Source organism: Streptomyces sp. NPDC047981 (assembly GCF_040653315.1).
Lineage (GTDB): Bacteria > Actinomycetota > Actinomycetes > Streptomycetales > Streptomycetaceae > Streptomyces.
Map to the genome: position 1 here is coordinate 142,997 of NZ_JBEZNQ010000008.1, position 21,870 is coordinate 164,866.

Sequence of the window (21,870 nt, forward strand, 5' to 3'; positions counted from 1 at the left end):
GCACGTATACGGGTCGTCAAAGAGGTCGGGTGACGCGGAACTCCGGGCCTACCGTGCGTCCATGGAACCTCCTGAAGCCTCGTCGCCCGTCGACGGAGACAGGCCGGTCGCGCACGGCAACCCGTTCGCCCAGGGCAACCCGGTCGCGCACGGCGCTCCTGTCCCGCACGGCACCCCAGTCGCGCACGGCGCGTACGCGGCGCACGGCACGCCCGAGCCCCGCGACGACCACCCGATGCCCGAGGCGGGCGAGGCGCAGGACGACGAGTGGGCGGGCGAGACCCGGGCCGCCGCCGGCTGCGCGGCTCTGCTGCTGGCCCTGTCCCTGACCATCGACGCCGGTACGGGCTCCCTGAGCACGGTTCGCGCGGTGCTCTGGATCGGGGTCGCCACCCTGTTGTTCGTGATCCTCACGCCCTCGCGCGTCTCCGCCGCCCCCGGCCAGCTCACGGTCCGCGGCCTGTGGACCCGGCACACCGTGCGCACCGACCGGCTGCGGTCCGTCCGCTGGTCGAACGGCGTCTCCCAGCGGCTGGTGCTCCGCGACGCGGAGGACAACCGGGCCGAGATCGACCCGCGCGTGCTCGTCGCCAACCCGGCGCTCTGGCACCGGGTGGCGGCGGACGCCCGGCGCTCCGCGGCCCAGGGCACGCTCCTGTGCGGCGCGACCGCGCTGGACCAACTCGCCCGGCGCATCGACCGGGAGACTGCGGAGACCGTCTTCAAGGTCTCCGGCCTGCGGTAGGACCCCGGGGCCGCCGCACGCGCGGGTGCCCCCGGGCGCGCAGACCCGGCACAGGGGTGATCATTCCCCTATGGACGAAAAGCCGGTCGTCGTCGGTGTGGACGGGTCGGAGCACAGCCGCCTGGCCCTGACCTGGGCTCTGGGTGTCGCGCAGCGGCTCGACGCGCCCCTGCTCGTCGCCCATGTGCGCTCCGAGGCGCTCCAGCTCGGGGAGGCGCGGATCGCCTCCCTGGGTCCGAGCCCCGCCATCCCCGACACGGTCCTCAACAGCGTGGGCGCCTGGATCGAGCAGCAGGACGTGCGCGTACCCGTGCGCTACGAGTCCCTGGACGGCACGGTGCCCGACGCCCTTCTCGACCAGGCCCGCTCGGCGCGGCTGCTGGTGGTCGGCTCCCGTGGGCGCGGGGGCTTCGCGAGCCTGCTCCTCGGGTCGGTGAGCCGGTCCCTGGCCACGTCCGCGCCGTGCCCGGTCGTCGTGGTGCCGCACGAGGAGCGCACGGTGCCGTCGCAGGACGCGGCGGAGGCGGGCCGGGTTCTCGTGGGGCTCCACCCGGAGGAGACCGCGGACGAGGTCCTCGACTTCGCGTTCCACGCCGCCGCGCAACGGGGCGTGGTCCTGGAGGTGGTGACGGCCTACCGGCTGCCGCCCTCGCCGGTCCTGATGGTCAGCCCGCCGGCCCCCGCCCTGCAGGTGCCGCCCCCGATCCCCCTGGACGACGAGACTCCCGAGCTCGTCCGGGACACCGCGCGCCTCCAGGAGGAGCGGCTGCGGCCCTTCACCGGGCGCTACCCGGACGTCACCGTCTCCCCCGCGGTCGTACCGGCGGACGCGGCGGGGCGGCTCGTGGAGGATTCCCGCAGCGCGGAACTCGTGGTGGTGGGCCGCCACCGGAGGCACCGCGTGGCCTCGCTCCTGATGGGCTCGGTCGCCCATGCCGTCCTGCACCACGCCCACTGCCCGGTCGCGGTGGTTCCGGCGCCCACCACGGACGGGTCCTGAGGCCGCCGCCTCGAACCCGCCCACTCGGAGCCTCAGCTCAGCAGGCTCGGGGCCGCGCGGGCCAGGACGGTGTCGATCCGGTGCCAGGTCTCCTCGTCGCGGTCCACCGCCGGGAGGTTCTCGCCGCGGTCCGTACCCCAGGTCGCGGCGAGGCCGACCGGGTCCTCGCCGGTCGCGGCGGAGGCGGCGAGGGCGGCCGCGCCGAGGGCGACGAGTTCGGTCTCGGCGGGGATCACCAGGGGCCGGCCGGAGAGCCGGCCGATCGTCTCCCGCCAGGCGCGGCCCTGGGCGCCGCCGCCGATGAGACGCAGCGGGCGGTCCCGTACGGCCGGTTCGGAGGGGTCGAGGCCGCAGGCGGTGAGGAGGTCGTCGAGGGCGCGCAGCACGGTGAACGCGGCGCCCTCGTAGGCCGCGCCGAGGATCGCACGCGGGGTGGTGGTGTGGCGCAGTCCGGTCACGAGGCCGGTGGCGTGCGGCAGGTCGGGGGTGCGTTCGCCGTCGAGGTAGGGCAGGACGACCACGCCGTCACCGGGGGCCGTGTCCTCGCGGTCGAGGCCGAGCAGGCCGGCGAACCGGTCCACGGCCTGTGAGCAGTTGAGGGTGCAGCCGAGCGGGAGGTGGGTGCCGTCGGCGGCGGCGAACCCGGCGAGGCCGGGGGCGGCGGGGCGGGTACGGGTGGCGGCGAAGACGGTGCCCGAGGTGCCGAGGCTGACGACCGGATGGTCGAGGAGTCCCGCGCCGCCGAGGCCCAGGCCGACGGCGGCGGCCATGTTGTCGCCCGTTCCCGCGGCGACCACGACGCCGGACGGGAGTCCGAGCGCGCGGGCGGCCTCCGGGGTGAGCGTTCCGACGGGTGTGGCTCCGCTCGCGGCGACGGTGGGCAGGAGGGCCGGGTCGAGGCCGATGAGGCGGAGGATCTCCTGGTCATAGGCGTGGTTCGCGGTGTCGTACCAGCAGGTGCCGGAGGCGTCTCCGGGGTCGGTCACGGCGACGCCGCAGAGGCGCTCGGTCAGGTAGTCGTGGGGCAGCCGGACGGCCGTGGCGGCCTCGGCGACGGACGGTTCGTGGGCGCGCAGCCACTGCCACGTGGTGGCGGTCATGGAGGCGACCGGCACCGAGCCGGTGCGGGCGAGCCACTGTCCGGGTCCACCGAGCGCCGCGGCGAGCCCGGCGGCCTGCGGCGCCGACCGGGTGTCGTTCCAGAGCACGGCGGGGCGGAGCGGCCGGCCGGCGCGGTCGAGGACGACGAGGCCGTGCTGCTGGCCGGCCACGGCGATGCCGGCGACGCTGCCCGGGGGCGCGTCCGCGGTGGCGAGCGCCTCGGCGACGGCGGCGCGGAGCGCGGACCACCACTGCTCGGGCTCGCTCTCGCGGGCGCCGTCCTCCCCCGTGACCGTGTGCGCGGCCCGTCCGACGGCGCGTACGGAACCGGTCGCCAGGTCCACGACGGCCGCCTTGGTCGACTGGGTGGAGCTGTCCACGCCGATCACGACCGGGGGTGCGGTGCGTGTCGCCGCCATTGGGTGTCACCTTTCGTCGAAACCGCGTGGCCACTCTGGCGCGGGATCGCCCCGTGCCGTATTAGTTATCTCAGAAAACAAATAGAGGGGCCAGGCCTCGCCACGCCTCTCTTCTCCCCTGTGGACGCGCAGAAGAGGGACAGACCATGACGGAACAGTTCTCCCCCACCCCCGGCGACCGTTTCACCTTCGGCCTGTGGACCGTCGGCTGGCAGGGCCGCGACCCCTTCGGCGAGGCCACCCGCCCGGCCCTCGACCCCGTCGAGTCGGTCGAGCGGCTCGCCGGGCTCGGGGCGTACGGCGTCACCTTCCACGACGACGACCTCGTCCCCTTCGGCGCCTCGGAGGGGGAGCGCGAGGCCGTGGTCAAGCGCTTCCGCGCCGCCCTGGAGCGCACCGGCCTGACCGTGCCCATGGCCACCACCAACCTCTTCACCCACCCCGTCTTCAAGGACGGCGCGTTCACCGCCAACGACCGTGACGTGCGGCGCTACGCGCTGCGCAAGACGCTCCGCAACATCGATCTCGCGGTCGAACTGGGCGCGACCACCTATGTCGCGTGGGGCGGGCGCGAGGGCGCCGAGTCGGGTGCCGCCAAGGACGTCCGGGTGGCCCTGGACCGGATGAAGGAGGCCTTCGACCTCCTCTGCCAGTACGTCACCGAGCAGGGCTACCCGCTGCGATTCGCGATCGAGCCGAAGCCGAACGAGCCGCGCGGCGACATCCTGCTGCCGACGATCGGCCACGCGCTGGCGTTCATCGAACGTCTGGAGCGACCCGAGCTGGTCGGCGTGAACCCGGAGACCGGCCACGAGCAGATGGCCGGCCTCAACTTCCCGCACGGGATCGCCCAGGCGCTCTGGGCGGGCAAGCTCTTCCACCTCGACCTCAACGGGCAGTCGGGCATCAAGTACGACCAGGACTTCCGTTTCGGGGCCGGGGATCTGCGCCAGGCGTTCTGGCTGGTGGACCTGTTGGAGACGGCCGGATACCAGGGCCCTCGGCACTTCGACTTCAAGCCGGTGCGCACGGACGGGTTCGACGGGGTGTGGGAGTCGGCGAGGAACTGCATGCGCAACTACCTGATCCTGAAGGAGCGCGCCGCCGCCTTCCGCGCGGACCCGGAGGTCCAGGAGGCGCTCGCCGCGTCCCGTCTCCCCGAACTCGCCCTGCCCACGGCCCCCGACGGCCTCGCCGGCCTGCTCGCGGACACCGGCGCGTTCGAGGAATTCGACGTCACGGCGGCGGCCGAGCGGTCGATGGCCTTCGAGCGCCTCGACCAACTCGCCCTGGAGCACCTGCTGGGCGTACGCCGCTGACCGCGCCGAGGAGGATCACCCCACACCTCTCGAGAGTGATCCACATCACGACGCCCCACCGATGAGTTCCCGCTCCGTCTTCGGTCTTCCCTGGCAAGAACACACCGCACCTGAAGGGACACCACCGCCATGACCGAGACCGTCAAGGGCCCCGCGAGCTACTTCCCCTCGATCGAGAAGAAGTACGGCCGTCCCATCGCGGAGTGGAAGGAACTCATCCACGCCTCGCCGCTCACCAAGCACATGGAGCTGGTCGGCTGGCTCAAGACCGAGCACGGCCTCGGTCACGGCCACGCCAACGCCCTCGTCGCCCACACGCTCGCCGAGTCCAAGGGCCGCTGACGCGGCGGTCCTAGCGGGTGTCGCCCTCCCAGTCCCAGCGGAGGTCGTCGCCCTCCCGGGGGCCGTAACGGGCGTGGCCCCCGGGGCCGTACGCGCCTATCTCCGTGGCGAGGGCGGCGCCCTCGCCCAACTCGGCGCGCGTCCAGCCGGTGACGTCGAGGAGCAGCCCGTCCAAGGGGCCGGCCACCAGCTCGCGGTAGTCGTGGCCGGGGCGGGGGCCGGGACTGGGGTCGTCGTGGTCGGCGCCGTACACGCGGCCTCGCATCAGCTCGTCCATACTCCGCAGCATCGCACCGGGCACTGACACTCGCCCCGTCACGGAGGTCCGATCAGGCGCCGACGGTGCCGTCCACGCCCTCGCGCAGGAAGTCCGCGTGGCCGTTGTGGCGCCCGTACTCGAGCAGCACATGCACCATGACCATCCGCAGCGACACCTCCTCGCCCCAGCGGGGCTGGTACCCGGCCCGGTCGAGGGAGTCGGCCGCCTGTTCGATCCGCCGGGAGTGCTCCACCTCCGCCTCCCAGGCCGCGAAGGCCTCCGCGCGCGTCGAACGGCTCGCGTCGTACGCGGCCTGGAAGTCGACCCGGTCCGACCAGACCATCGGCGCCTCGGCGTCCTCGAAGACCCGGCGGAACCAGGCCCGCTCCACCTCCGCCATGTGCCGGACGAGGCCGAGCAGCGTCAGCGTGGACGGCGGCATCGACCGCTCGCGGAGTTGTTCGTCGTCGAGCCCCTCGCACTTCCTCGCGAGGGTCGCCCGGTGGTAGTCGAGAAAGGCGCGGAGGGTCTCGCGCTCATCGCCGGAACGGGGCGGCGGGACGCGCGGGTCGGCGCTCACGGGCAGGTCTCCTCGTCAGGATCCGTCAGGGGGCCCGAACTTACCCCGGTTCCCCGCGGTCGCGCCCCGCGCGTCCGCGCTCCGCCGTGAGAGAGGCGACCAGAACCCCTGCCAGGCCTGCCCACACCACCACGGCGCCACCGCCGATGGTCGCCCACCCGACGGCGCCGAGCACGGCCGCCACCCCGAGGCCCGTGCCCAGGGCCCGCCGATCGGTGGCGAAGGCCCAGGCCCGACGGCCGGCTCCGGGCGTGCGCAGCTCCAGCACGGCCGCGCGGCACACCAACGCCAGGGCGGCGAGCACCGCAGTCATCACGGACGGGTCCATGCCCTCTCCCTCCCGGGCCATCGCCGCGCGGACTCCCCGGCCATCGCCGCGCAGACTCCTCGGCCATCGTCGCGCAGGGCGCCTCGCACCGCGCGCGCTCGCGCGCCGCACGGGACCACGCGCGCCCTCGGCTGCTCCCCCGTCGAGATGCGCGGCCCCTTCGCCGGGGAGCATCCTGGCATTGTGACCCCGCACGGCGTGGCCGGACAGGACCCGTCGGCCGAGAACGAAGACGCGCCCGGGAGCGCGGACACCGACGGGAGGCTGCTCGACGCGCTGCCGCTGGTCGTCGCCGAGGCCACGCTGCGGACGATCGAGGCGGTCGGCGGCTACGCGGGATGTGTCTATCTGCGCTCCGGGACACCGGGGCTGCTGCGCATGGCGGTCCTCGCCGGGCTGCCCGGCTCCCTCTTCCGCCCGTGGTGGCGGATGCATGTGAACCGGCCGTTCCCGGTCGCGGAGGCCCACCGGTCGGGCCAGCCGGTGCACCTGGCCGACGTCGAGGAGGCCATGCGGAAGTTTCCGCAGCTCGTGGCCAGTCTGCCGTTCCCCTTCGCGTCCCTGTACGCGCCGATCGTGAGCGGTCGGGAGCGGTTCGGGGTGCTCGTGGTGCTGCGTACGCCCACCCCCGGCGTGGCGGTGAACAGCCGGGACCGGAGCCGGCTGGCCCGGGAGGCCCAGCGGCTCGCGGCGGCCCTGAAGGGTCTCGCGGACGCCGGCACGACCGTGGAGTGGGCCGAGGAGCCGGTCTGCGTCCAGCTCCCGTCGGGCGGCACGAAGCCGGTACGGATCGGTACCTTCGACTGGGACCTGAACAGCGGCGAGGTCCTCGCCGACGAGGGGCTGCGGGCGATCCTCGGGGACGACGACACCGTCCCCGGCACGATCGAGGCGCTGACGGCGCGGCTGGCCCCCGAGGACGCCTACGCGCTGTGGACGATGGCGCGCCGCGCGGCCGAGTCCGGTTCCAGGGTCGCGCGCCGGATCCGGCTCAAGGGCCCCGACGGCGGGCTGCACCTGCTGGAGGTGTCGGCCCGCGCGGCGCCGGGCGGACGCGCGGGCCGGCTGACCGGCTCCCTGGTGGACCTGGGCACCGGTCTGGTCGGCTCCGACGCCGTCGACCGGCTGCCCCGGGCGATCCTGGCGATCGACCGGCTGGGGCGGGTCACCTACGTGAACCACCTGACCGAGGCGCTCCTCGGCGTCCCGCGTGCCTCGCTCGCAGGCCAGAGCGTCTGGGACGTGCTGCCCTGGTTCGCGCAGCCCGCGCACGAGGAGCACCTGCGGGCCGTGCTGCTCTCCGACGAGCCGGTGCACTTCCTGGTCCACGCGGGTGAGAAGGAGTGGCTGTCGGTCTCGCTCTACCCCGGGCACGACGGGGTGACCCTGGTACTCGTGCCGGAGGGCGACCCCGCTTACGAGCCGGCCTCGGTCTCCCTGCCGGACGTCGGGCTCGGTTCCCCCGCGGACAAGGCGTCGGCGCTCTACCGGCCGGTGGCGCTCGCCATCGCGCTGACCGAGGCCGTCACCGCCCGCCAGGTGTCGGCGGTGGTCACCGACGAGCTGCTGCCCGCCTTCGGCGGCCGGCAGCTGGCGATCTATCTGTTGAGCGACCGGCATCTGTATCTGGCGTGGGAGACCGGGTTCCCACCCGGGTTCCTGGAGCCGTTCGACGGGGTGGGGCTCGACGCCCGGATGCCGGGCGTCGAGGCGCTCACCACCGGCCGCCCGCTCTTCTACGAGTCGATGGAGCAGATGAGCCGGGCGTACCCGGGGCTGCCGCTGGACGCGGTGTCCGGAGCACGGGCCTTCCTGCCGCTGATCGCCTCGGGCCGGCCGGTCGGTTCGTGCATCCTCGGTTTCGACCGGCCGCGCGGCTTCAGTCCTGAGGAGCGCACGGTCCTGACGGCGCTCGCCGGGCTGATCGCCCAGGCACTGGAGCGGGCCCGCCGGTACGACAGCGAGGCCGCGCTGGCCCGCGGGCTCCAGGACGCGCTGCTGCCCGCACGGCTGCCGGTGCGGGACCACGTCGACACGGTGGCGCGCTATCTGCCGGGTACGCAGGGCATGGACGTGGGCGGCGACTGGTACGACGTCGTCGAGACCAAGCGGGGGCTGCTGGCTCTGGTGTGCGGCGACGTCCAGGGCCACGGCGTCGCCGCGGCGGCGACGATGGGACAACTGCGCAGCGCGGTACGGGCCTTCGCGCTCGGCGGCCATGCTCCGGAGGAGGTGCTGAAGGGCACCAACCGGCTGCTGATCGATCTCGACCCCGGCCAGTTCGCGAGCTGCTGCTACGTGGTGCTCGACCCGGCGACGGGTGTGGCCGAGGCCGTGCGCGCGGGCCATCCGCAGCCGCTGCTGCGGCGCCCGGACGGGACGGCGGAGATCCTGGAGCTGCCGGGCGGACTCGTCTTCGGGATCGACACCGATGCCACGTATCCGGTGACCGAGCTGCGTCTGGATCCCGGCGCGGTGCTCGCGCTGTACACGGACGGTCTGGTGGAGCGGCCCGGCCGCGACATCGACGAGGGGATCGAGTGGCTGCGCCGTACGTTCTCCGTGACGGGTTCGATCCCGCTGACGGAGACGGCGGACCGGCTGATCCGGGACGCCCGGCAGGCCAGTGACCGGCCGGACGACATCGCCCTGCTGCTCGCGGCCCGTTGGACGGAGTGACCGCGCTCACCCGGTCGGCCGCGTGGCGCTGGTCGGCGGGTCCGCGCCCGGGGAGGCTGGGGCCATCGGACAGGCATCCCGAGGAGGACGTGTGCAGCAGGACAAGCAGCCGGAGTACGGTCCCGTGGTCTTCCGTGACCGCTCGGCCGGGTTCGCCTTCCTGACCCGGTCGACGGCGACGAGCGAGCAGACCATCGAGTGGGACGACGGCAACACCTATCCGGTGGTCGACGTCGAGATCTCCTCCGAGAGCCACCCGTTCTACACGGGCAAGGCACGGACGGTGGACGCCGAGGGCCGGATCGCGAAGTTCGAGCGGCGCTTCGGGGAGGAGTCGCCCTCCTGATCGGCCCTCCTGAAACGGCCGACCGCCCCCGTGCCGTGGCGACGGGGGCGGTCGTGCGGAGGGGTGCTGCTCAGCCCTCGATGACGCCGGACTCGGCGATGGAGATCTTGGCGCTGGTGCGGCCGGAGGCCGAGCCGAGGCCCTCGATCTTCTTGACCAGGTCCTGGCCCTCGACGACCTCGCCGAAGACGACGTGCTTGCCGTCGAGCCAGTCGGTCACGATGGTCGTGATGAAGAACTGGGAGCCGTTGGTGTTGCGGCCCGCGTTGGCCATGGACAGCAGGTACGGCCGGTCGTGCTTCAGCTTGAAGTTCTCGTCCTCGAACTTCTCGCCGTAGACGCTCTTGCCACCGGTGCCGTCGCCGCGGGTGAAGTCGCCGCCCTGGAGCATGAACGCCGGGATGACGCGGTGGAACGAGGAACCGGCGTAGCCGAAGCCGTGCTTGCCGGTGGCAAGCTCGCGGAAGTTCGTGGCCGTCTTGGGAACGACCTCGTCGAACAGCTGGAAGACGATCCGACCTGCGGGCTCGTCGTTGATCGTGATGTCGAAGTACACGTTGTTGCTCATGAGGACATCCTGTCATTCCCCCTCAGACCGCGCGCGCACGGGCTGCCCGTCCGGGGGTCAGGCCACCCCGCCGATGTCCGGCGTCTGGGGGAGCGCCTCGCCGACCAGGGGCACGGCACCGTCCACGAGCGGAGCGATCGGGTTGTCGTTCTGCAGGAGCCCGGTGGGTCCTGCCGCGCTGTGATCGGCGGCGGAGGCGTGGGGCGGCGGGGTCACGAGGGCCGTGACGACACCGGCGGCGAGGGAGGCGATGGCGAGCATGCTGCGCTTCTTCATGCCCTGGTCAACTGCTGAGACGCTCCGGGGTTACGGCCTCCGGGTCGGGTGATCGGATTCACCGGGAGCGCGGGCCACGCGCACGTGCGCCCCGGAACGGTCCGCCGCGCGCGTGGGCCCCGTACAGGGGCCGTCGCAGCGGCCGCGCCCGCGCGCGGCCGCCCGCCGGGCACGCTCAGAGGTCGGTGCCCGTCTCCACGTACACCGTCGTGCCGGAGCGCCGGGCACCGTCGATCTCGGCGAGCCGGGCGAAGTTCCTCGGTGTCATCTCCCGCTCCCACTCGGTCATGGTCCGCACGCGGAACTCGCTGTGCTCCTCGGGGTCGAGGACGACGCCCGCGAGCTGTTCGTCCGTCAGGACTCCGCCGTCGAAGATGAAGCCGATGTGGTTGGCCGGCCAGTCGTCGCCCCGGTCGGAGACGAAGTGAGTGCCGAGGAGCTTCGGTTCGCCCCGGAAGACGATCCCGGTCTCCTCGTGGCACTCGCGGACGGCGGTCTGCCAGGGGGTCTCCCCCGGGTCCATGTTGCCGCCGGGCCACTGCCAGAGCTCGGTGGAGTAGGTGGCGCGCAGCTGGAAGGGCCGGCCCGCGGTGTCGGTGAAGTACAGGCAGGCGTACGCCGTCGCCCTCGGCAGCGTCGCGATGTACTCGGCGGGCGGCAGCCAGGTGTTCGCCATGGGTCGGCTCTCCTTCGACGGGGCGGGTGGAACCTCCATCCAACCGGGCGGGCGTGCCCGGCCCCGCCCGCGACGATCATGTCCACCGGATCGTGTGATCACGGGGTCACGAATCCGAAGCCGCCCCGGCTCAGGGGGCGTCGCCGGGCAGTTCGGCCGGGAGCCGGTCGATGCGGCGCAGGACCAGGTGCTCGTGGATCAGGCGCCCGACGAGGGCGCCGCCGTAGACCACGAAGCCGACGCCGACGAGCCAGGACTGGAGGACGAGGACGGTGCCGAACGGGCCGTAGGTGACCGCGTTGGAGGCGATCAGCGGCGAGAACACGAACTGGGAGAAGATCCGCAGCCCGAACAGTCCCAGGGCCGTGCACAGCGCCCCCGGGGCCAGCGCGCGCCAGCGGATCCGGCCGCAGAGGAGGAAGCGCTGCGACCACCAGAAGAAGAGGAAGGCGCCGACGACGTCGGCGACGGCCACGGCGAAGGTCACGAAGGTCGAGGACTCGGCGGGGACGGGGGCGGCGACGAAGAGGAGCAGGGCGGCGACCAGGACGGCGAGCCAGACGACGTGGCGCCACATGGTGTGCCAGCGGGCGGTGGGCAGGTCCCAGACCCGTTCGTAGCCGGTCTGGACGGCCGACCCGAAGGTGACGCCGAACGCGGCGAGGGCGGCGAGACCGAAGGCGGTGGTGCGCTGCAGCGCCTCCCCCGGCGTGCCGAAGAGCATCTCGACCTCCTCCTGCGACACCTCCGAGACGCCGAGCCCCTGGATGAGCCAGCGGGCGAAGCCGGCGCCGCTGGCGAGGTCGGCGGCGGCGACGACGATGAGCAGTGGCACGAGGGTGAGGAGGCTGAGCGCCGCGAAACCCATCGCGCGGTGCATGAGCTCCACCTCGCGGCCTCGGTTCCAGGCGAGCCCGACGACGGACGTGAGGACGGTCCGGTGAAGCCTCTGGAACCAGTGGCCGTGCTCGGCGGGGGCACCGTCGTGGGGCGCACCGGAAGTGGGGGGCATGCCACGGGACGTACCCGCCCGGGCGGTGGGACCCCTCCCGCATGCCGCCGAACGGGGGGCGCCGGCCGTCGTGGACAGGGTGTGCCGGGGAGGTCTAGCGTCGATCTTGGCGTTGGCGTACGACGCGGGTGTCGGGAGTGAACCTCGGGCTCAGCCTCAGGGTGAGGCTCGAGTGGAGGTCGAGGGTCGGGTCCGGCGATGGCTTCGGGGTGAGGAGTGGAGTGGGCATGAAGCGGTCACGCACGGTCGAGTGGGAGGACGCCTCCGCCACCGCGAAGGCGGCGGGGACGATGGCGGGGCTCGACTTCCTGCGGGAGATCGTGGCCGGGCGGCTGCCGCCCGCCCCGCTCGGCTCCCTGCTGGGCTTCGCGTTGGAGGAGGTCGAGGACGGCCGGGCCGTCTTCGGATTCGAACCGGCCGAGCAGCACTACAACCCGATCGGCAGTGTGCACGGGGGCGTGTACGCCACGCTGCTCGACTCGGCCGCCGGGTGCGCGGTGCACTCCACGCTCCCGCACGGCATGGCGTACACCTCGCTCGACCTGTCGACCCGCTTCCTGCGCCCGATCACGGTGGACACGGGCAAGGTCCGCGCGATCGGCGCGGTCATCAGTCGGGGGCGGCGCACGGCACTCGCCGAGGCGGGTCTCTACGACTCCTCGGACCGGCTCCTGGGGCATGCCACGAGCACGTGCATGCTGTTCCCGACGGAGTGACGAGCGCTCAGATCCGAGCGGAGGCGAGGCAGGAGCGCGTGCAGCCGTCCGGCGCCGTGTCCGGGTGGCCGGTGGAGGCCTGCAGCGCGGCGCTCACGAGCGTCGCGAGCAGGTCGATGTCGGAGCCCATGTCGAGCCGGACGGTCACCCAGCCGGAGCCCGCGCGCAGGCGGACGGCGCTCGACCCGAGGAGCGCCGGGCGCAGTTTGGCGATCATGGCGCGGGTGAGGTGGACGTCCGCCTCGTGCTCGCCGTGGAAGTGGACGATGTCGTGCGTCGCGGTGTGCAGACCGAGCTCGGCGCCGCACTGGGCGCGGCCGGGGGCCAGCGAGGGCCAGCTCATCAGACGTTCACTGGCGTGCCGGGCGGTGTTCATACCCAGGAGCGTGCCGGGAGTGCGCGCCGTGCACAAGCGCCTTGCGCGATTAATCGCGCCGAGGCGTGAAACAGGCCTGCCCGGGGTGACGCAGGGCGCCTACACCGCCCCAAAAGCCCCTTGCGCGACGGGGGGTGGGGGTCAGGGCGCCGACGAGCGGCCGCAGGGCGGGCCGTTCACCGGTTCACCGGGCGTTCACGGGGTGGCGGGGCGTTCGCGGATCCGGGCGGCGAGGACGGCGACGTCGTCCTCGGCGTGGTGGGCGTCGAGCCGCTGCAGGACCTCCTCGACGAGTTCCTCGGGTCCGGATGCCGGGTGCACCCGAAGGGAGGACAGCCGGGCGAGGGAGACGTCGATGTCCTCGCCACGCCGCTCGACCAAGCCGTCGGTGAACAGGACGAGCGTGTCGGCGGGGGCGAGCGCGCGGGTGACGGGTTCGTAGCCGCCGACGCCGGTGCCCAGGGGCGGGCCGACGGGGAGTTGGACGAGTTCGGCGGAGCCGTCCGCGGAGAAGACGGCGGGCGGCAGATGGCCGGCGCTGGCGAAGGTGGCGGAGCCGCGCGCCGGATCGACCTGGACGAGCAGGCAGGTGGCGGGGCGCAGCCCGCCGTCGTCGGCGACGACGGAGTCGAGCTGGCGGAGCACGCGGTGCGGCGGCAGGTCGGTGGAGGCCACGTCGCGCAGCGCGGTCCGGTACGCGTTCATGTCGACGGCCGCGTCGAGGCCGTGGCCCATCACGTCGCCGACGACGAGCAGGCTGCGGCCGAAGTGGAGCCGTACGCTCTCGAACCAGTCGCCGCCCACCAGGGTGCGGGCGCCGACCGGCAGATAGCGGCCGGCGACCTCCAGGTTGGGGTGCGGGCGGCCGGGCTCGGCGACCAGGGCCTGCTGGAGGTGGAAGGCCGTCCGCTCGGTGGCGGCGAGGCGGCGGGCGTGGCCCAGGTGGACGGCGGCGAGCCGCGCCGCGTCGCGGACCGTGGCGGTCGCGTGCTCGCCGAGGGGGTCGGCCCGGGCGCTGACGGCGCGCACGTGTCCGATCGCCCGTCCCTGGGACTCCAGAGGCGCGGCCACCACCTGGACGGGGATGCCTCCGGGGGCCATGTCGGCGTACACGAGGGGCTCGGCGGCCTCGTCGGCGGGGTCGGCCAGGTCGACCAGCTTCGGGTCGCCGGCCACCGCCGCGCGCAGCCGGCCGGGCCCGTCCTCGGGGCGGACGTCCACGGCCGCTGCGTCGAACCCGTGTCGGCAGAGGAACCGGGCCAGGTCCTCACAGACGCCCTGTTCGTCGGAGTGCTTCCCGATCTCCTCGATCGCGTCCGTCACGGCTCTCAGCCGGGCCTGGACCGCCACGTGCTCCTCGACCAGGGAGGCCTGTTCCCCCGCTCGCTCCGACAAGACACCTCCACCGCCGCCTCGGCCCCGAGCAGCGCACACATCCATTGGACCAGCGGGGTGCCCGGCCCGCCCGCCACACCGGCCGGACCAGGAGTCCATCACATTCCGTGATCCCGTAGCCAGATCTTTGCGCCCCACGCTACGCCGCGACGGCACTCCCGTCCGATCTTCACGAAATCCCCCGTGAGCTTGGCCGCACTCGCGGTCCTGACGGTTGTGGAGCGAGGTGCGAGCTGATCCAGTACGCACATGGCTACTCGCCAGTACAGGATGTCGAGGCTCCGGGGGAGACAACGATGACGACCGGGTACTTCAGCTCCGTCGACGACGTGACCGAGCGGCTCGCCGCCACCGGCTACCTGGCATCGCCCGCCGTCGCGACCACCGTCTTCCTCGCCGACCGGCTGGGCAAGCCGCTCCTCGTGGAGGGCCCGGCCGGGGTCGGCAAGACCGAGCTCGCGAAGGCCGTCGCCGAGGTCGCCGGCGCCCGGCTCGTACGGCTCCAGTGCTACGAGGGCGTGGACGAGTCCCGTGCCCTGTACGAGTGGAACCACGCCAAACAACTGCTGCGGATCACGGCGGGGCGCGACGAGACCTGGGACGAGACCCGCACGGACATCTTCAGCGAGGAGTTCCTGCTCCCCCGGCCGCTCCTCACCGCCATCCGCTCCGCCGAGCCGACCGTGCTGCTCGTCGACGAGATGGACAAGGCGGACATCGAGGTGGAGGGGCTCCTGCTGGAGGTGCTGAGCGACTTCCAGATCACCGTCCCCGAGCTGGGCACGATCACCGCGACCCGGCGCCCCTTCGTCGTCCTCACCTCCAACGCGGGCCGCGAACTGTCCGAGGCCCTGCGCCGCCGCTGCCTCTTCCTGCACATCGGCTTCCCCGAGGAGGAGCTGGAGCGCCGGATCGTGTCCTCCAAGGTTCCGGGGCTCGGCGCGGCGCTGACGGCGTCGGTCGTCAGGGTGGTCGGCGCGCTGCGCGCGATGGACCTGCGCAAGGCTCCCTCGGTGGCGGAGACCGTCGACTGGGCCAGGACCCTGCTCGCGCTCGGCGCGGACGCGCTGGACGAGACGGTGGTGCGCGACAGCCTGGGCGTGATCCTCAAGCATCAGGACGACATCCAGAAGGCGGCCGCCAAGCTCGACCTGGACGCGGTGTGACCACGCCTGAGGACGGGGTGGCGGACCGGCTCACCGGCCTGGTGCACGCGCTGCGCGCGCACGGTCTGTCGATCGGCACGGGCGAGAGCGTGGACGCGGGCCACGCCCTGGAGGCGGTCGGGTTCGCCGACCGGGAGCGGATCCGGGAGGCGCTAGCGGCGACGCTGCTCCACGCGGCGGGGCACAGGCCGCTCTTCGACCGCGTCTTCGACCTGTACTTCCCGCTGACCACGGCGCACCCGGACGGCGATCCGTCCACGCCGGACAGCGCGGGGGCGTTCGACACGGCCTCCTTGCGGGAGCGGCTCGCCGCCGCCCTGGCCGCCGACGACGGCTCGGCGCTGACCCGGCTTGCGGGCGAGGCGGTGGGCGGACTCGGCGGCTACGGCGCCGCGCCGGGCTCGGACGGCTGGTCCTCGTACCAGACGCTCGCCCGGCTGCGCCCCGAGACGCTGCTCGCTCGCGTACGGGCCATGCGCCGGGAGGCCGAAGGCGGGGAGGAGACGTTCACCGACCGGCTGACGGACGACGAGATCCGGCGGCGGATCGAGGCCTTCCGCGAACGGGTACGGACGGAGGCCAGGCGCCGGGTCGCCGAGCGGCAGGGCCGGGACCGGGTCGCGCGGCGCGCGGTGGCGGGCACACCGGACAGCGTCGACTTCCTGCTCGCGGGCCGGGCCCAGCTCGACGAGCTGCGCACCACGGTGCGGCCGCTGGCGCGCAAGCTCGCGACCCGGCTCGCGGCCCGGCGTCGGCGCGCCGCGCGCGGGCGGATCGATCTGCGGCGCACGCTGCGGGGCTCGCTGTCGACCGGTGGCGTACCGATGCGGCCGGTGCTGCGGCGCCGGCGACCCGCCCGCCCCGAACTCGTCCTGCTGTGCGACGTGTCGGGTTCGGTCGCGGGGTTCGCGAGCTTCACGATGCTCCTGGTGCAGGCGCTGCACGACCAGTTCAGCCGGGTGCGGGTGTTCGCCTTCGTCAACCGGGTCGACGAGGTGACCGACCTGATCGCGCGGGGCGCGGCGGACCCGACCGGTCTCGGCGCGCGCATCCTCGAGGAGGCCGTGGTGACGGGCTGGCACGGGCAGAGCGACTACGGGACGGCCCTGGGCGAGTTCGTGGAGCGGTACGCGGACGCCGTCGGCCCGCGCACGGCGGTGTTCGTCCTGGGCGACGCGCGGACGAACATGAGCGACCCGAACCTTCCGGCGCTGAGGACGATCGCCGACCGGGCCCGCCGCGTCCACTGGCTCAACCCCGAGCAGCCCGCCCTGTGGTCGACGGGCGACTCGGTCGCCCTCGCCTACGCCGAGCTGGTCGACATGCGCCCCTGCCGCGACGCCCGGCAGCTCGGTGAGCTGATCGGCCGCCTGCTGCCCGTGTGACGCCGTCTGGCGGCTCCCCGGCGCCGGCCCGACCATGGAGGCAGTGCGGCACGGAGGGCGGGGAGACGGGCGGTGAGGCGTGATGGCACGGGTGACGGTGGACGGCGCCGACATCGTGGTCCGGCTGACCGCGCGCGAGCGGCTCGCCGCGCGCCGTGGGCCCGTCCGGGTGCCGGTGAGCGCCCTGCGGGAGGTGCGGGTCGAGCCGGACTGGTGGCGGGCGCTGCGCGGGCGGCGCGGACGGGGGCTGTGGATCCCCGACCGGCTGTGCGTGGGCGTCCGTGTCCTGCCGGACGGCCGGGACTTCGCCGTGGTGAAGCCCGGCACGTCCGTGGTCTGCGTCGAACTCCGCGGTGACGCGCCCTTCCGCCGGCTGGCCGTCTCCGACCCCGATCCGGACCGGGCGCTCGGGGAACTGCGCCCGCACGTCCCCACGGATCTGCTGGGGTGAGGCGCCTGCGGGCGCTCCCGAAGGTCAGCCGGGGGTGACGTTCTCGGCCTGGGGGCCCTTGGGGCCCTGGACGACGTCGAAGGTGACCTTCTGGCCCTCGGTGAGTTCGCGGTAGCCGGTGCTGGCGATGGCCGAGTAGTGGACGAACACGTCCGGGCCACCGCCGTCCTGCTCGATGAAGCCGAAGCCCTTCTCCGCGTTGAACCACTTGACTGTTCCGGTTGCCATGACGAGCTCCTCGGCTCTGGACTACATCTCCATGGTCTCTCGGCACGGGCGGGAAGTCCCGGCGGGTAGCGTGGCGGCCATGGAACTCATCGGAGACATCGCCGCCGACCGGCCCCTGCTCGTCCTCGCCGTCAAGGAGGAGGCCCAGTTCCTGGACACGGATCTGCCGGTCCTGCTGACCGGCATGGGGAAGGTCAACGCGGCGACCGCGCTCGCCACCGCGCTGGGGCGCGGCCCGCGCCCGTCCGGTGTCGTCAACCTGGGGACCGCGGGCGCGCTGCGTCCGGGGTGGACCGGGACCCATGTGGTCGGCACGGTCATCCAGCACGATCTGGACGGCGAGCTGCTCGCCACGCTGACGGGCGAGACCTACGGGGCGCCGCTCGTCCTGCCGGACGGCGGTGAGGTGACCCTGGCCACCGGTGACGCCTTCATCTCCGACGAGGCCGCCCGGGCCCGGCTCGCCGCGCGCGCCGCGCTGGTCGACATGGAGGGCTACGCCCTCGCGACCGCCGCCGGGCTGTTCGGGGTTCCGATCAGGATCGTCAAGCACGTCAGCGACGAGGCGGGCGACGGTGCGGCCAGGACCTGGCGGGAGTCCGTGGCGGAGTGCGCGCGGGCGCTCGCGGAGTGGGCGGAGGAGAACACGCCGTACCGCTCGTGAACGGTGACGGTGCGGAGCGGTCAGGGGCGAGGCGCGGCCGTGGGTGACGCCGCCGGGCCGAAGCGCCGGCGGTAGGCCGACGGGGAGAGGCCCGTCTCGCGGTTCATCAGGGCACGCAGATGGGCGGCGGTGCCGAGGCCGCTGGCGCGGGCGACGACGTCGAAGCGGGTCTCGCCGCGTTCGATCAGCCGGCAGGCGAGCGTCACCCGCTCGCCGGTCAGCCAGGCAAGGGGCGTGGTGCCGAGCTGGGCGCGGAAGCGGCGGTGCAGCGTGGCCGGGCTGACCGCCGCGCGAGCCGCCAGGTCCGCGACGGTGAGCGGGGAGCCGAGGCGCTCCTGGGCCCAGGCGAGCAGCGGGGCGAGGGACTCGTCCGGGATCTCGGGGACCGGCCGCTCGACGAACTGCCGCTGCCCGCCGTCCCGGTGGGCGGCGAAGACGAGGCGTCGGCTCACCGCGTTGGCGGCCTCGGCGCCGTGGTCGCGGCGCACGACGTGGAGTCCGAGGTCCAGCGCCGCGGCGCTGCCCGCGGCGGTGAGGATGTCTCCGTCGTCGACGAACAGGACGTCCGGTTCGAGGCGTACGGAGGGGAAGCGGGCGCGGAAGGCGTCGGCCCACTGCCAGTGGGCGGTGGCGCGCCGGCCGTCGAGGACCCCGGCCTCGGCCAGGGTGAAGGCGCCGCTGCAGAAGCCGATCAGCCGTGCTCCGCGCGCGTGGGCCCGGCGGACGGCGTCGAGCACGGCGCGGCGGCGGGGCACCTCGACGTCCGGCCGGTTGGGGACGATGAGCGTGTCGGCGGTGTCGGCCGCGTCGAGTCCGGCGACTCCGGTGAGGGTGAAGAAGCCGTCGCGCATGAGGGTGCGGGGCTCGGGCGAGCAGAGCCGGAAGTCGTAGAGGTCGCGTCCGAGTTCGGGCCGGCGCAGACCGAAGACCTCGGTGGCACAGCCCAGTTCGAAGGGATTGGAGTTCTCGTCGACGATGACGACGACGCGGTGGGCGCCCTGCTGCGAGGATCCTTGCGACATACGCTATTTCTAGCACTCACGCCGGAGGGCGGGCCCGGCGCAGGATGGCCGCATGACCCAGAATCCCGCTGTGACCAGCGCTTCCTCCGCTCCCGTCGCCCTCGCCGCCGCGTTCGCGTCCTTCGAGGACCTGTGGAGCCCGCGCATCCTGACGCGCGTGAACGACTACGACGTGCGCGTGGCCAAGGTCGCGGGCGAGCACGTGTGGCACGCCCATGACGACACGGACGAGTTCTTCCTGGTGATCGAGGGCGAGCTGCACATCGCGCTGCGCGAGGACGGCACGGAGCGGACGGTGACCCTCCCCCGGAGCTCGGCCTTCACCGTCCCCAAGGGCGTGGAGCACCGCCCGTACGCCCCCTCCGGCGCGTCCCTGCTGCTCTTCGAGCCGACGGGCACCCTCTCCGTCGGCGACCGCCACGACGCCGTCCCCGACCACGTGGACGCGACGACAGGGCACGTGCTGGAGGTGTGAGCCCGAGCCACCGGTGCGCGGCGCGGGCGCACGCCGCGCCGCAGCCGTCGCCGACGACACCCCTTGCCCTGATTTCCACGTTTCGGACCGGCGGCTCCCGTGCCCACGCGCGCGTGGCCGCCGACCCTCCTCGCCGCTTGGCCGATGCCGGGACCATCCTGGAGGCATGGGCACCGTCCGGCGGCCGCTCCCCGACGCGGGTGGTGCGCCCGTGCGCCCCCGATGAGGACGGGGGCGCCGGGTCGCGTTCCGCGCACGATGCCCACCTGGGGCCTTGGAGGGAGGCGGGACGCATGAGCGAGTCCGGCACAGGGTGGTCCGGCACGGGGGACGGGGACCTCACCGGGGGCGGGGACGGCACGGGGGGCAAGACCCGCTTCGAGGACGTCTACGACCGGCCCGACCCACGCGCGTACTTCCGGCGGCTCGCGCCGCTGGAGTACGAGATCCCGCAGCGGGCCCGGCCGGCCTTCCGGCGCGCGGCGGCCGAGCGGGACGGCGGGACGGTGCTCGACCTGTGCTGTTCGTACGGGATCAACGCGGCTCTGCTGAATCACGACGTCACGCTGGCCGAGCTGTACGCGCGCTACACCGACCCCGCGGTGAGCTCCCTGACGTCGGCCGAACTCGCCGTACAGGACAAGGAGTTCTACGCGTCGCGACGCCGGAGCGACGCCGCCCCGGTCATCGGTCTGGACGTCGCGGACAACGCCGTGCGGTACGCACGCGCGGTCGGGCTCCTGGACGACGCGTTCGCGGAGAACCTGGAGGAGGGCGCGCAACCGAGCCCCGGGCTGCGCGCGGCGATGGCCGACGTCGGCCTGATCACGCTGACCGGGGGCGGCAGCTATCTCACCCGGCGCACGTTCGACGCGCTCCTCGGCTGGGCGGGGCGACCGCTGCGGGTGAGCGCGTTCGTCCTGCGGACGGTGTCGTACCGCCCGATCGCCGACTGCCTGGCGACGCACGGGCTGCGGACCGACCACGACCCTTCACGGACCTATCCGCAGCGGCTGTTCACCGACCCTGGCGAGCAGCGCTTCGCCGTGGAGGCCGTGCGGGCGCTGGGCGCGGACCCGACCGGCCGGGAGGCGGCGGGCCGCTTCCACACGGTGCTGTACGAGTCGGTCCCGGCGGACTGAGACGGCGGACCGGGCCTGTCCGGCTGGATCAGGACCGGTCACGGCCTAGGAGCGGCGCACGACGAGCATGGCGGCGACGTCGTCGTCGACGCCGTGGGCGCCGTAGGCGTCCAGTTCGCGGTGGAGCAGGGCGGGGACGCGCTCGCCGGGCTCGTCCACCCACCGGCTCATCCGCTCCTGCAGGGGGTAGAAGGCGCCGTTCCTGTCGCGGGTCTCGCTCACCCCGTCGGTGTACAGGAGCAGCCGGTCCCCCGACACGAAGGGAATCTCCTCGACGCGGTGGCGGGCGTCGAGGAGCCCCGAGAGGTTGACCGGCAGGGAAGGGTCGGCGAAGGAGACGAGGCGTACCCGGCCGTTGTGCTGGAGCAGCGGCGCGGGATGACCGCAGCTGAGGAGGCGGGCGACGGCTCCGTCGTCGGGGATCTCGACGAGCACGACGGTGGCGAAGCGTTCGGCCGCGTCCGTGTCGGGGTCCCAGGCGCCGTAGCGGCCGAGGCCCTCCTCCAGGCGGTCGGCCAGGGCGGGCAGATCGGGGGCGTCGTTGACGGCGGCGCGGAAGGAGCCGAGCAGGACCGACGCGGTCTCCACGGCGCCCAGCCCCTTGCCCTGGACGTCGCCCAGCATCAGGCGTACGGCTCCGGGCACCTGCACGGCCTCGTAGAAGTCGCCGCCGATGCGGGCCTTGGCCGCGGCCGCGACGTAGAGCAGATGGAGGTCGACGGGACCGAGCCGGGGCGCGAGGGGACGCAGGACGACGCGCTGGACGACCTCCGCGACGGCGGTGACCTCGCGCAGGTCCCGTTCGTAGCGCGTCCTGGCGCTGCTGACCCAGGCGGCGACCGCGGTCACCACCCCGAGCGCCGACTCGTTCGCGGTGATGTCGGGGACGAAGGGGTCACCGCTGGTCGTCCCCAGGAGCACGCCGAGCACCATGGCGGCCACGCCGATGACGACGGTCCCGCGGACGCTCCAGGTGACGGCGGCGAGCGCCGGCGCGGCGGCCAGGAGCCGGTCGTAGCGCTCCTCGTTCGCGGAGACGAGGTCGGCGACCACCGTGAGGACCATGACCAGGATCGGCAGCGCCCGGCCGACGCCGATCTGCGCGCGCGAGCGGCGCAGGGTGGGGCCGCCGGGCTCACGGGAGGTCATTGCGCGATCGTACGAGGCAGGAACGGCGCCGCCCCGGTGCCGCCGCCGCGC

Annotated in this window: 26 protein-coding genes; 13 read left to right on the forward strand and 13 right to left on the reverse strand. The window is 73.7% G+C overall.

The window, feature by feature from the left end:
• Positions 1-61 precede the first annotated feature (61 nt).
• Positions 62-745: a hypothetical protein gene (locus AB0E14_RS07595; protein ID WP_362413515.1), complete on the forward strand. Its 684-nt coding sequence runs from the start codon at positions 62-64 to the stop codon at positions 743-745.
• Positions 746-815: 70 nt separating this feature from the next.
• A complete protein-coding gene (locus tag AB0E14_RS07600) occupies positions 816-1,745 on the forward strand; it encodes a universal stress protein (RefSeq protein WP_362413517.1) in 930 nt (309 codons plus the stop codon).
• 32 nt (positions 1,746-1,777) lie between these two features.
• On the opposite strand, the gene xylB is transcribed toward AB0E14_RS07600, so the two are convergent.
• Positions 1,778-3,265, reverse strand: coding sequence for a xylulokinase (xylB, locus tag AB0E14_RS07605; protein ID WP_362413519.1), 1,488 nt, complete (start codon positions 3,263-3,265; stop codon positions 1,778-1,780).
• 146 nt (positions 3,266-3,411) lie between these two features.
• Here xylB and xylA point away from each other — a divergent pair, with 146 nt between their 5' ends.
• Positions 3,412-4,584, forward strand: a complete 1,173-nt coding sequence (gene xylA / locus AB0E14_RS07610) for a xylose isomerase (protein ID WP_362413521.1) — start codon at positions 3,412-3,414, stop codon at positions 4,582-4,584.
• Positions 4,585-4,713: 129 nt separating this feature from the next.
• Complete coding sequence (locus AB0E14_RS07615) at positions 4,714-4,926, forward strand: DUF4287 domain-containing protein (RefSeq protein WP_362413523.1); 213 nt, start codon at positions 4,714-4,716, stop codon at positions 4,924-4,926.
• 10 nt (positions 4,927-4,936) lie between these two features.
• On the opposite strand, the gene AB0E14_RS07620 is transcribed toward AB0E14_RS07615, so the two are convergent.
• Genes AB0E14_RS07620 through AB0E14_RS07630 form a run of 3 tightly spaced genes read right to left on the reverse strand, consistent with a single transcriptional unit; the run spans position 4,937 to position 6,093 of the window.
• Entirely contained in the window at positions 4,937-5,203 is a 267-nt protein-coding gene (locus AB0E14_RS07620) for a hypothetical protein (RefSeq protein ID WP_362413525.1), read from the reverse strand.
• Between the two features lie 52 nt (positions 5,204-5,255).
• Positions 5,256-5,765, reverse strand: a complete 510-nt coding sequence (locus AB0E14_RS07625) for a DinB family protein (RefSeq protein WP_362413527.1) — start codon at positions 5,763-5,765, stop codon at positions 5,256-5,258.
• A 40-nt stretch (positions 5,766-5,805) separates the two neighbouring features.
• Positions 5,806-6,093: a hypothetical protein gene (locus AB0E14_RS07630; RefSeq protein WP_362413529.1), complete on the reverse strand. Its 288-nt coding sequence runs from the start codon at positions 6,091-6,093 to the stop codon at positions 5,806-5,808.
• 264 nt (positions 6,094-6,357) lie between these two features.
• On the opposite strand from AB0E14_RS07630, the gene AB0E14_RS07635 reads away from it, so the two are divergent.
• Together AB0E14_RS07635 and AB0E14_RS07640 are read left to right on the forward strand one after the other, a co-directional pair.
• Positions 6,358-8,772, forward strand: coding sequence for a SpoIIE family protein phosphatase (locus tag AB0E14_RS07635; protein ID WP_362413583.1), 2,415 nt, complete (start codon positions 6,358-6,360; stop codon positions 8,770-8,772).
• A gap of 91 nt (positions 8,773-8,863) precedes the next feature.
• Entirely contained in the window at positions 8,864-9,118 is a 255-nt protein-coding gene (locus AB0E14_RS07640; RefSeq protein WP_362008853.1) for a type B 50S ribosomal protein L31, read from the forward strand.
• Positions 9,119-9,188: 70 nt separating this feature from the next.
• On the opposite strand, the gene AB0E14_RS07645 is transcribed toward AB0E14_RS07640, so the two are convergent.
• The 4 genes from AB0E14_RS07645 to AB0E14_RS07660 form a co-directional block, all read right to left on the reverse strand.
• Complete coding sequence (locus tag AB0E14_RS07645; protein ID WP_362413532.1) at positions 9,189-9,686, reverse strand: peptidylprolyl isomerase; 498 nt, start codon at positions 9,684-9,686, stop codon at positions 9,189-9,191.
• Positions 9,687-9,743: 57 nt separating this feature from the next.
• Positions 9,744-9,962 carry a hypothetical protein gene (locus AB0E14_RS07650; RefSeq protein WP_362413534.1) on the reverse strand — a complete coding sequence of 73 codons (219 nt, stop codon included), beginning with the start codon at positions 9,960-9,962 and terminating at the stop codon, positions 9,744-9,746.
• A gap of 175 nt (positions 9,963-10,137) precedes the next feature.
• Complete coding sequence (locus AB0E14_RS07655) at positions 10,138-10,638, reverse strand: NUDIX domain-containing protein (protein WP_362413536.1); 501 nt, start codon at positions 10,636-10,638, stop codon at positions 10,138-10,140.
• Between the two features lie 130 nt (positions 10,639-10,768).
• A complete protein-coding gene (locus tag AB0E14_RS07660) occupies positions 10,769-11,650 on the reverse strand; it encodes a YhjD/YihY/BrkB family envelope integrity protein (protein WP_362413538.1) in 882 nt (293 codons plus the stop codon).
• A 227-nt stretch (positions 11,651-11,877) separates the two neighbouring features.
• Between AB0E14_RS07660 and AB0E14_RS07665 the strand changes: the two genes are divergently transcribed.
• Complete coding sequence (locus AB0E14_RS07665) at positions 11,878-12,366, forward strand: PaaI family thioesterase (RefSeq protein ID WP_362413540.1); 489 nt, start codon at positions 11,878-11,880, stop codon at positions 12,364-12,366.
• A 7-nt stretch (positions 12,367-12,373) separates the two neighbouring features.
• Here AB0E14_RS07665 and AB0E14_RS07670 read toward each other — a convergent pair whose 3' ends face one another.
• Positions 12,374-12,742, reverse strand: coding sequence for a luciferase family protein (locus AB0E14_RS07670; protein ID WP_362413542.1), 369 nt, complete (start codon positions 12,740-12,742; stop codon positions 12,374-12,376).
• 195 nt (positions 12,743-12,937) lie between these two features.
• A complete protein-coding gene (locus tag AB0E14_RS07675; RefSeq protein WP_362413544.1) occupies positions 12,938-14,137 on the reverse strand; it encodes a PP2C family protein-serine/threonine phosphatase in 1,200 nt (399 codons plus the stop codon).
• 296 nt (positions 14,138-14,433) lie between these two features.
• Here AB0E14_RS07675 and AB0E14_RS07680 point away from each other — a divergent pair, with 296 nt between their 5' ends.
• The 3 genes from AB0E14_RS07680 to AB0E14_RS07690 all read left to right on the forward strand — a co-directional run bounded on the left by AB0E14_RS07680 (position 14,434) and on the right by AB0E14_RS07690 (position 17,139).
• Positions 14,434-15,303: a MoxR family ATPase gene (locus AB0E14_RS07680; protein ID WP_362413546.1), complete on the forward strand. Its 870-nt coding sequence runs from the start codon at positions 14,434-14,436 to the stop codon at positions 15,301-15,303.
• On the forward strand, positions 15,300-16,688 hold the full coding sequence (locus AB0E14_RS07685) for a VWA domain-containing protein (protein WP_362413548.1): 1,389 nt from the start codon (positions 15,300-15,302) through the stop codon (positions 16,686-16,688). The genes AB0E14_RS07680 and AB0E14_RS07685 overlap by 4 nt, the downstream gene beginning before the upstream one ends.
• Before the next feature lie 82 nt (positions 16,689-16,770).
• Positions 16,771-17,139 (forward strand): hypothetical protein, encoded by a 369-nt coding sequence (locus AB0E14_RS07690; protein WP_362413550.1) that lies wholly within the window; start codon positions 16,771-16,773, stop codon positions 17,137-17,139.
• 24 nt (positions 17,140-17,163) lie between these two features.
• Here the strand turns inward: AB0E14_RS07690 and AB0E14_RS07695 are convergent, their stop codons facing one another.
• The gene (locus AB0E14_RS07695) at positions 17,164-17,367 is read right to left on the reverse strand and encodes a cold-shock protein (protein WP_362413552.1); all 204 of its coding nucleotides are present in this window, start codon (positions 17,365-17,367) and stop codon (positions 17,164-17,166) included.
• A 79-nt stretch (positions 17,368-17,446) separates the two neighbouring features.
• Here AB0E14_RS07695 and AB0E14_RS07700 point away from each other — a divergent pair, with 79 nt between their 5' ends.
• Complete coding sequence (locus tag AB0E14_RS07700) at positions 17,447-18,031, forward strand: nucleosidase (RefSeq protein WP_362413554.1); 585 nt, start codon at positions 17,447-17,449, stop codon at positions 18,029-18,031.
• A gap of 20 nt (positions 18,032-18,051) precedes the next feature.
• Here the strand turns inward: AB0E14_RS07700 and AB0E14_RS07705 are convergent, their stop codons facing one another.
• The gene (locus tag AB0E14_RS07705; RefSeq protein WP_362413556.1) at positions 18,052-19,053 is read right to left on the reverse strand and encodes a helix-turn-helix domain-containing protein; all 1,002 of its coding nucleotides are present in this window, start codon (positions 19,051-19,053) and stop codon (positions 18,052-18,054) included.
• 70 nt (positions 19,054-19,123) lie between these two features.
• Between AB0E14_RS07705 and AB0E14_RS07710 the strand changes: the two genes are divergently transcribed.
• Together AB0E14_RS07710 and AB0E14_RS07715 are read left to right on the forward strand one after the other, a co-directional pair.
• Positions 19,124-19,528, forward strand: coding sequence for a cupin domain-containing protein (locus tag AB0E14_RS07710; protein ID WP_362413558.1), 405 nt, complete (start codon positions 19,124-19,126; stop codon positions 19,526-19,528).
• Positions 19,529-19,821: 293 nt separating this feature from the next.
• A complete protein-coding gene (locus tag AB0E14_RS07715) occupies positions 19,822-20,670 on the forward strand; it encodes a hypothetical protein (RefSeq protein ID WP_362413560.1) in 849 nt (282 codons plus the stop codon).
• 45 nt (positions 20,671-20,715) lie between these two features.
• Here the strand turns inward: AB0E14_RS07715 and AB0E14_RS07720 are convergent, their stop codons facing one another.
• Positions 20,716-21,819 carry a PP2C family protein-serine/threonine phosphatase gene (locus tag AB0E14_RS07720; RefSeq protein WP_362413562.1) on the reverse strand — a complete coding sequence of 368 codons (1,104 nt, stop codon included), beginning with the start codon at positions 21,817-21,819 and terminating at the stop codon, positions 20,716-20,718.
• Positions 21,820-21,870 lie beyond the last annotated feature (51 nt).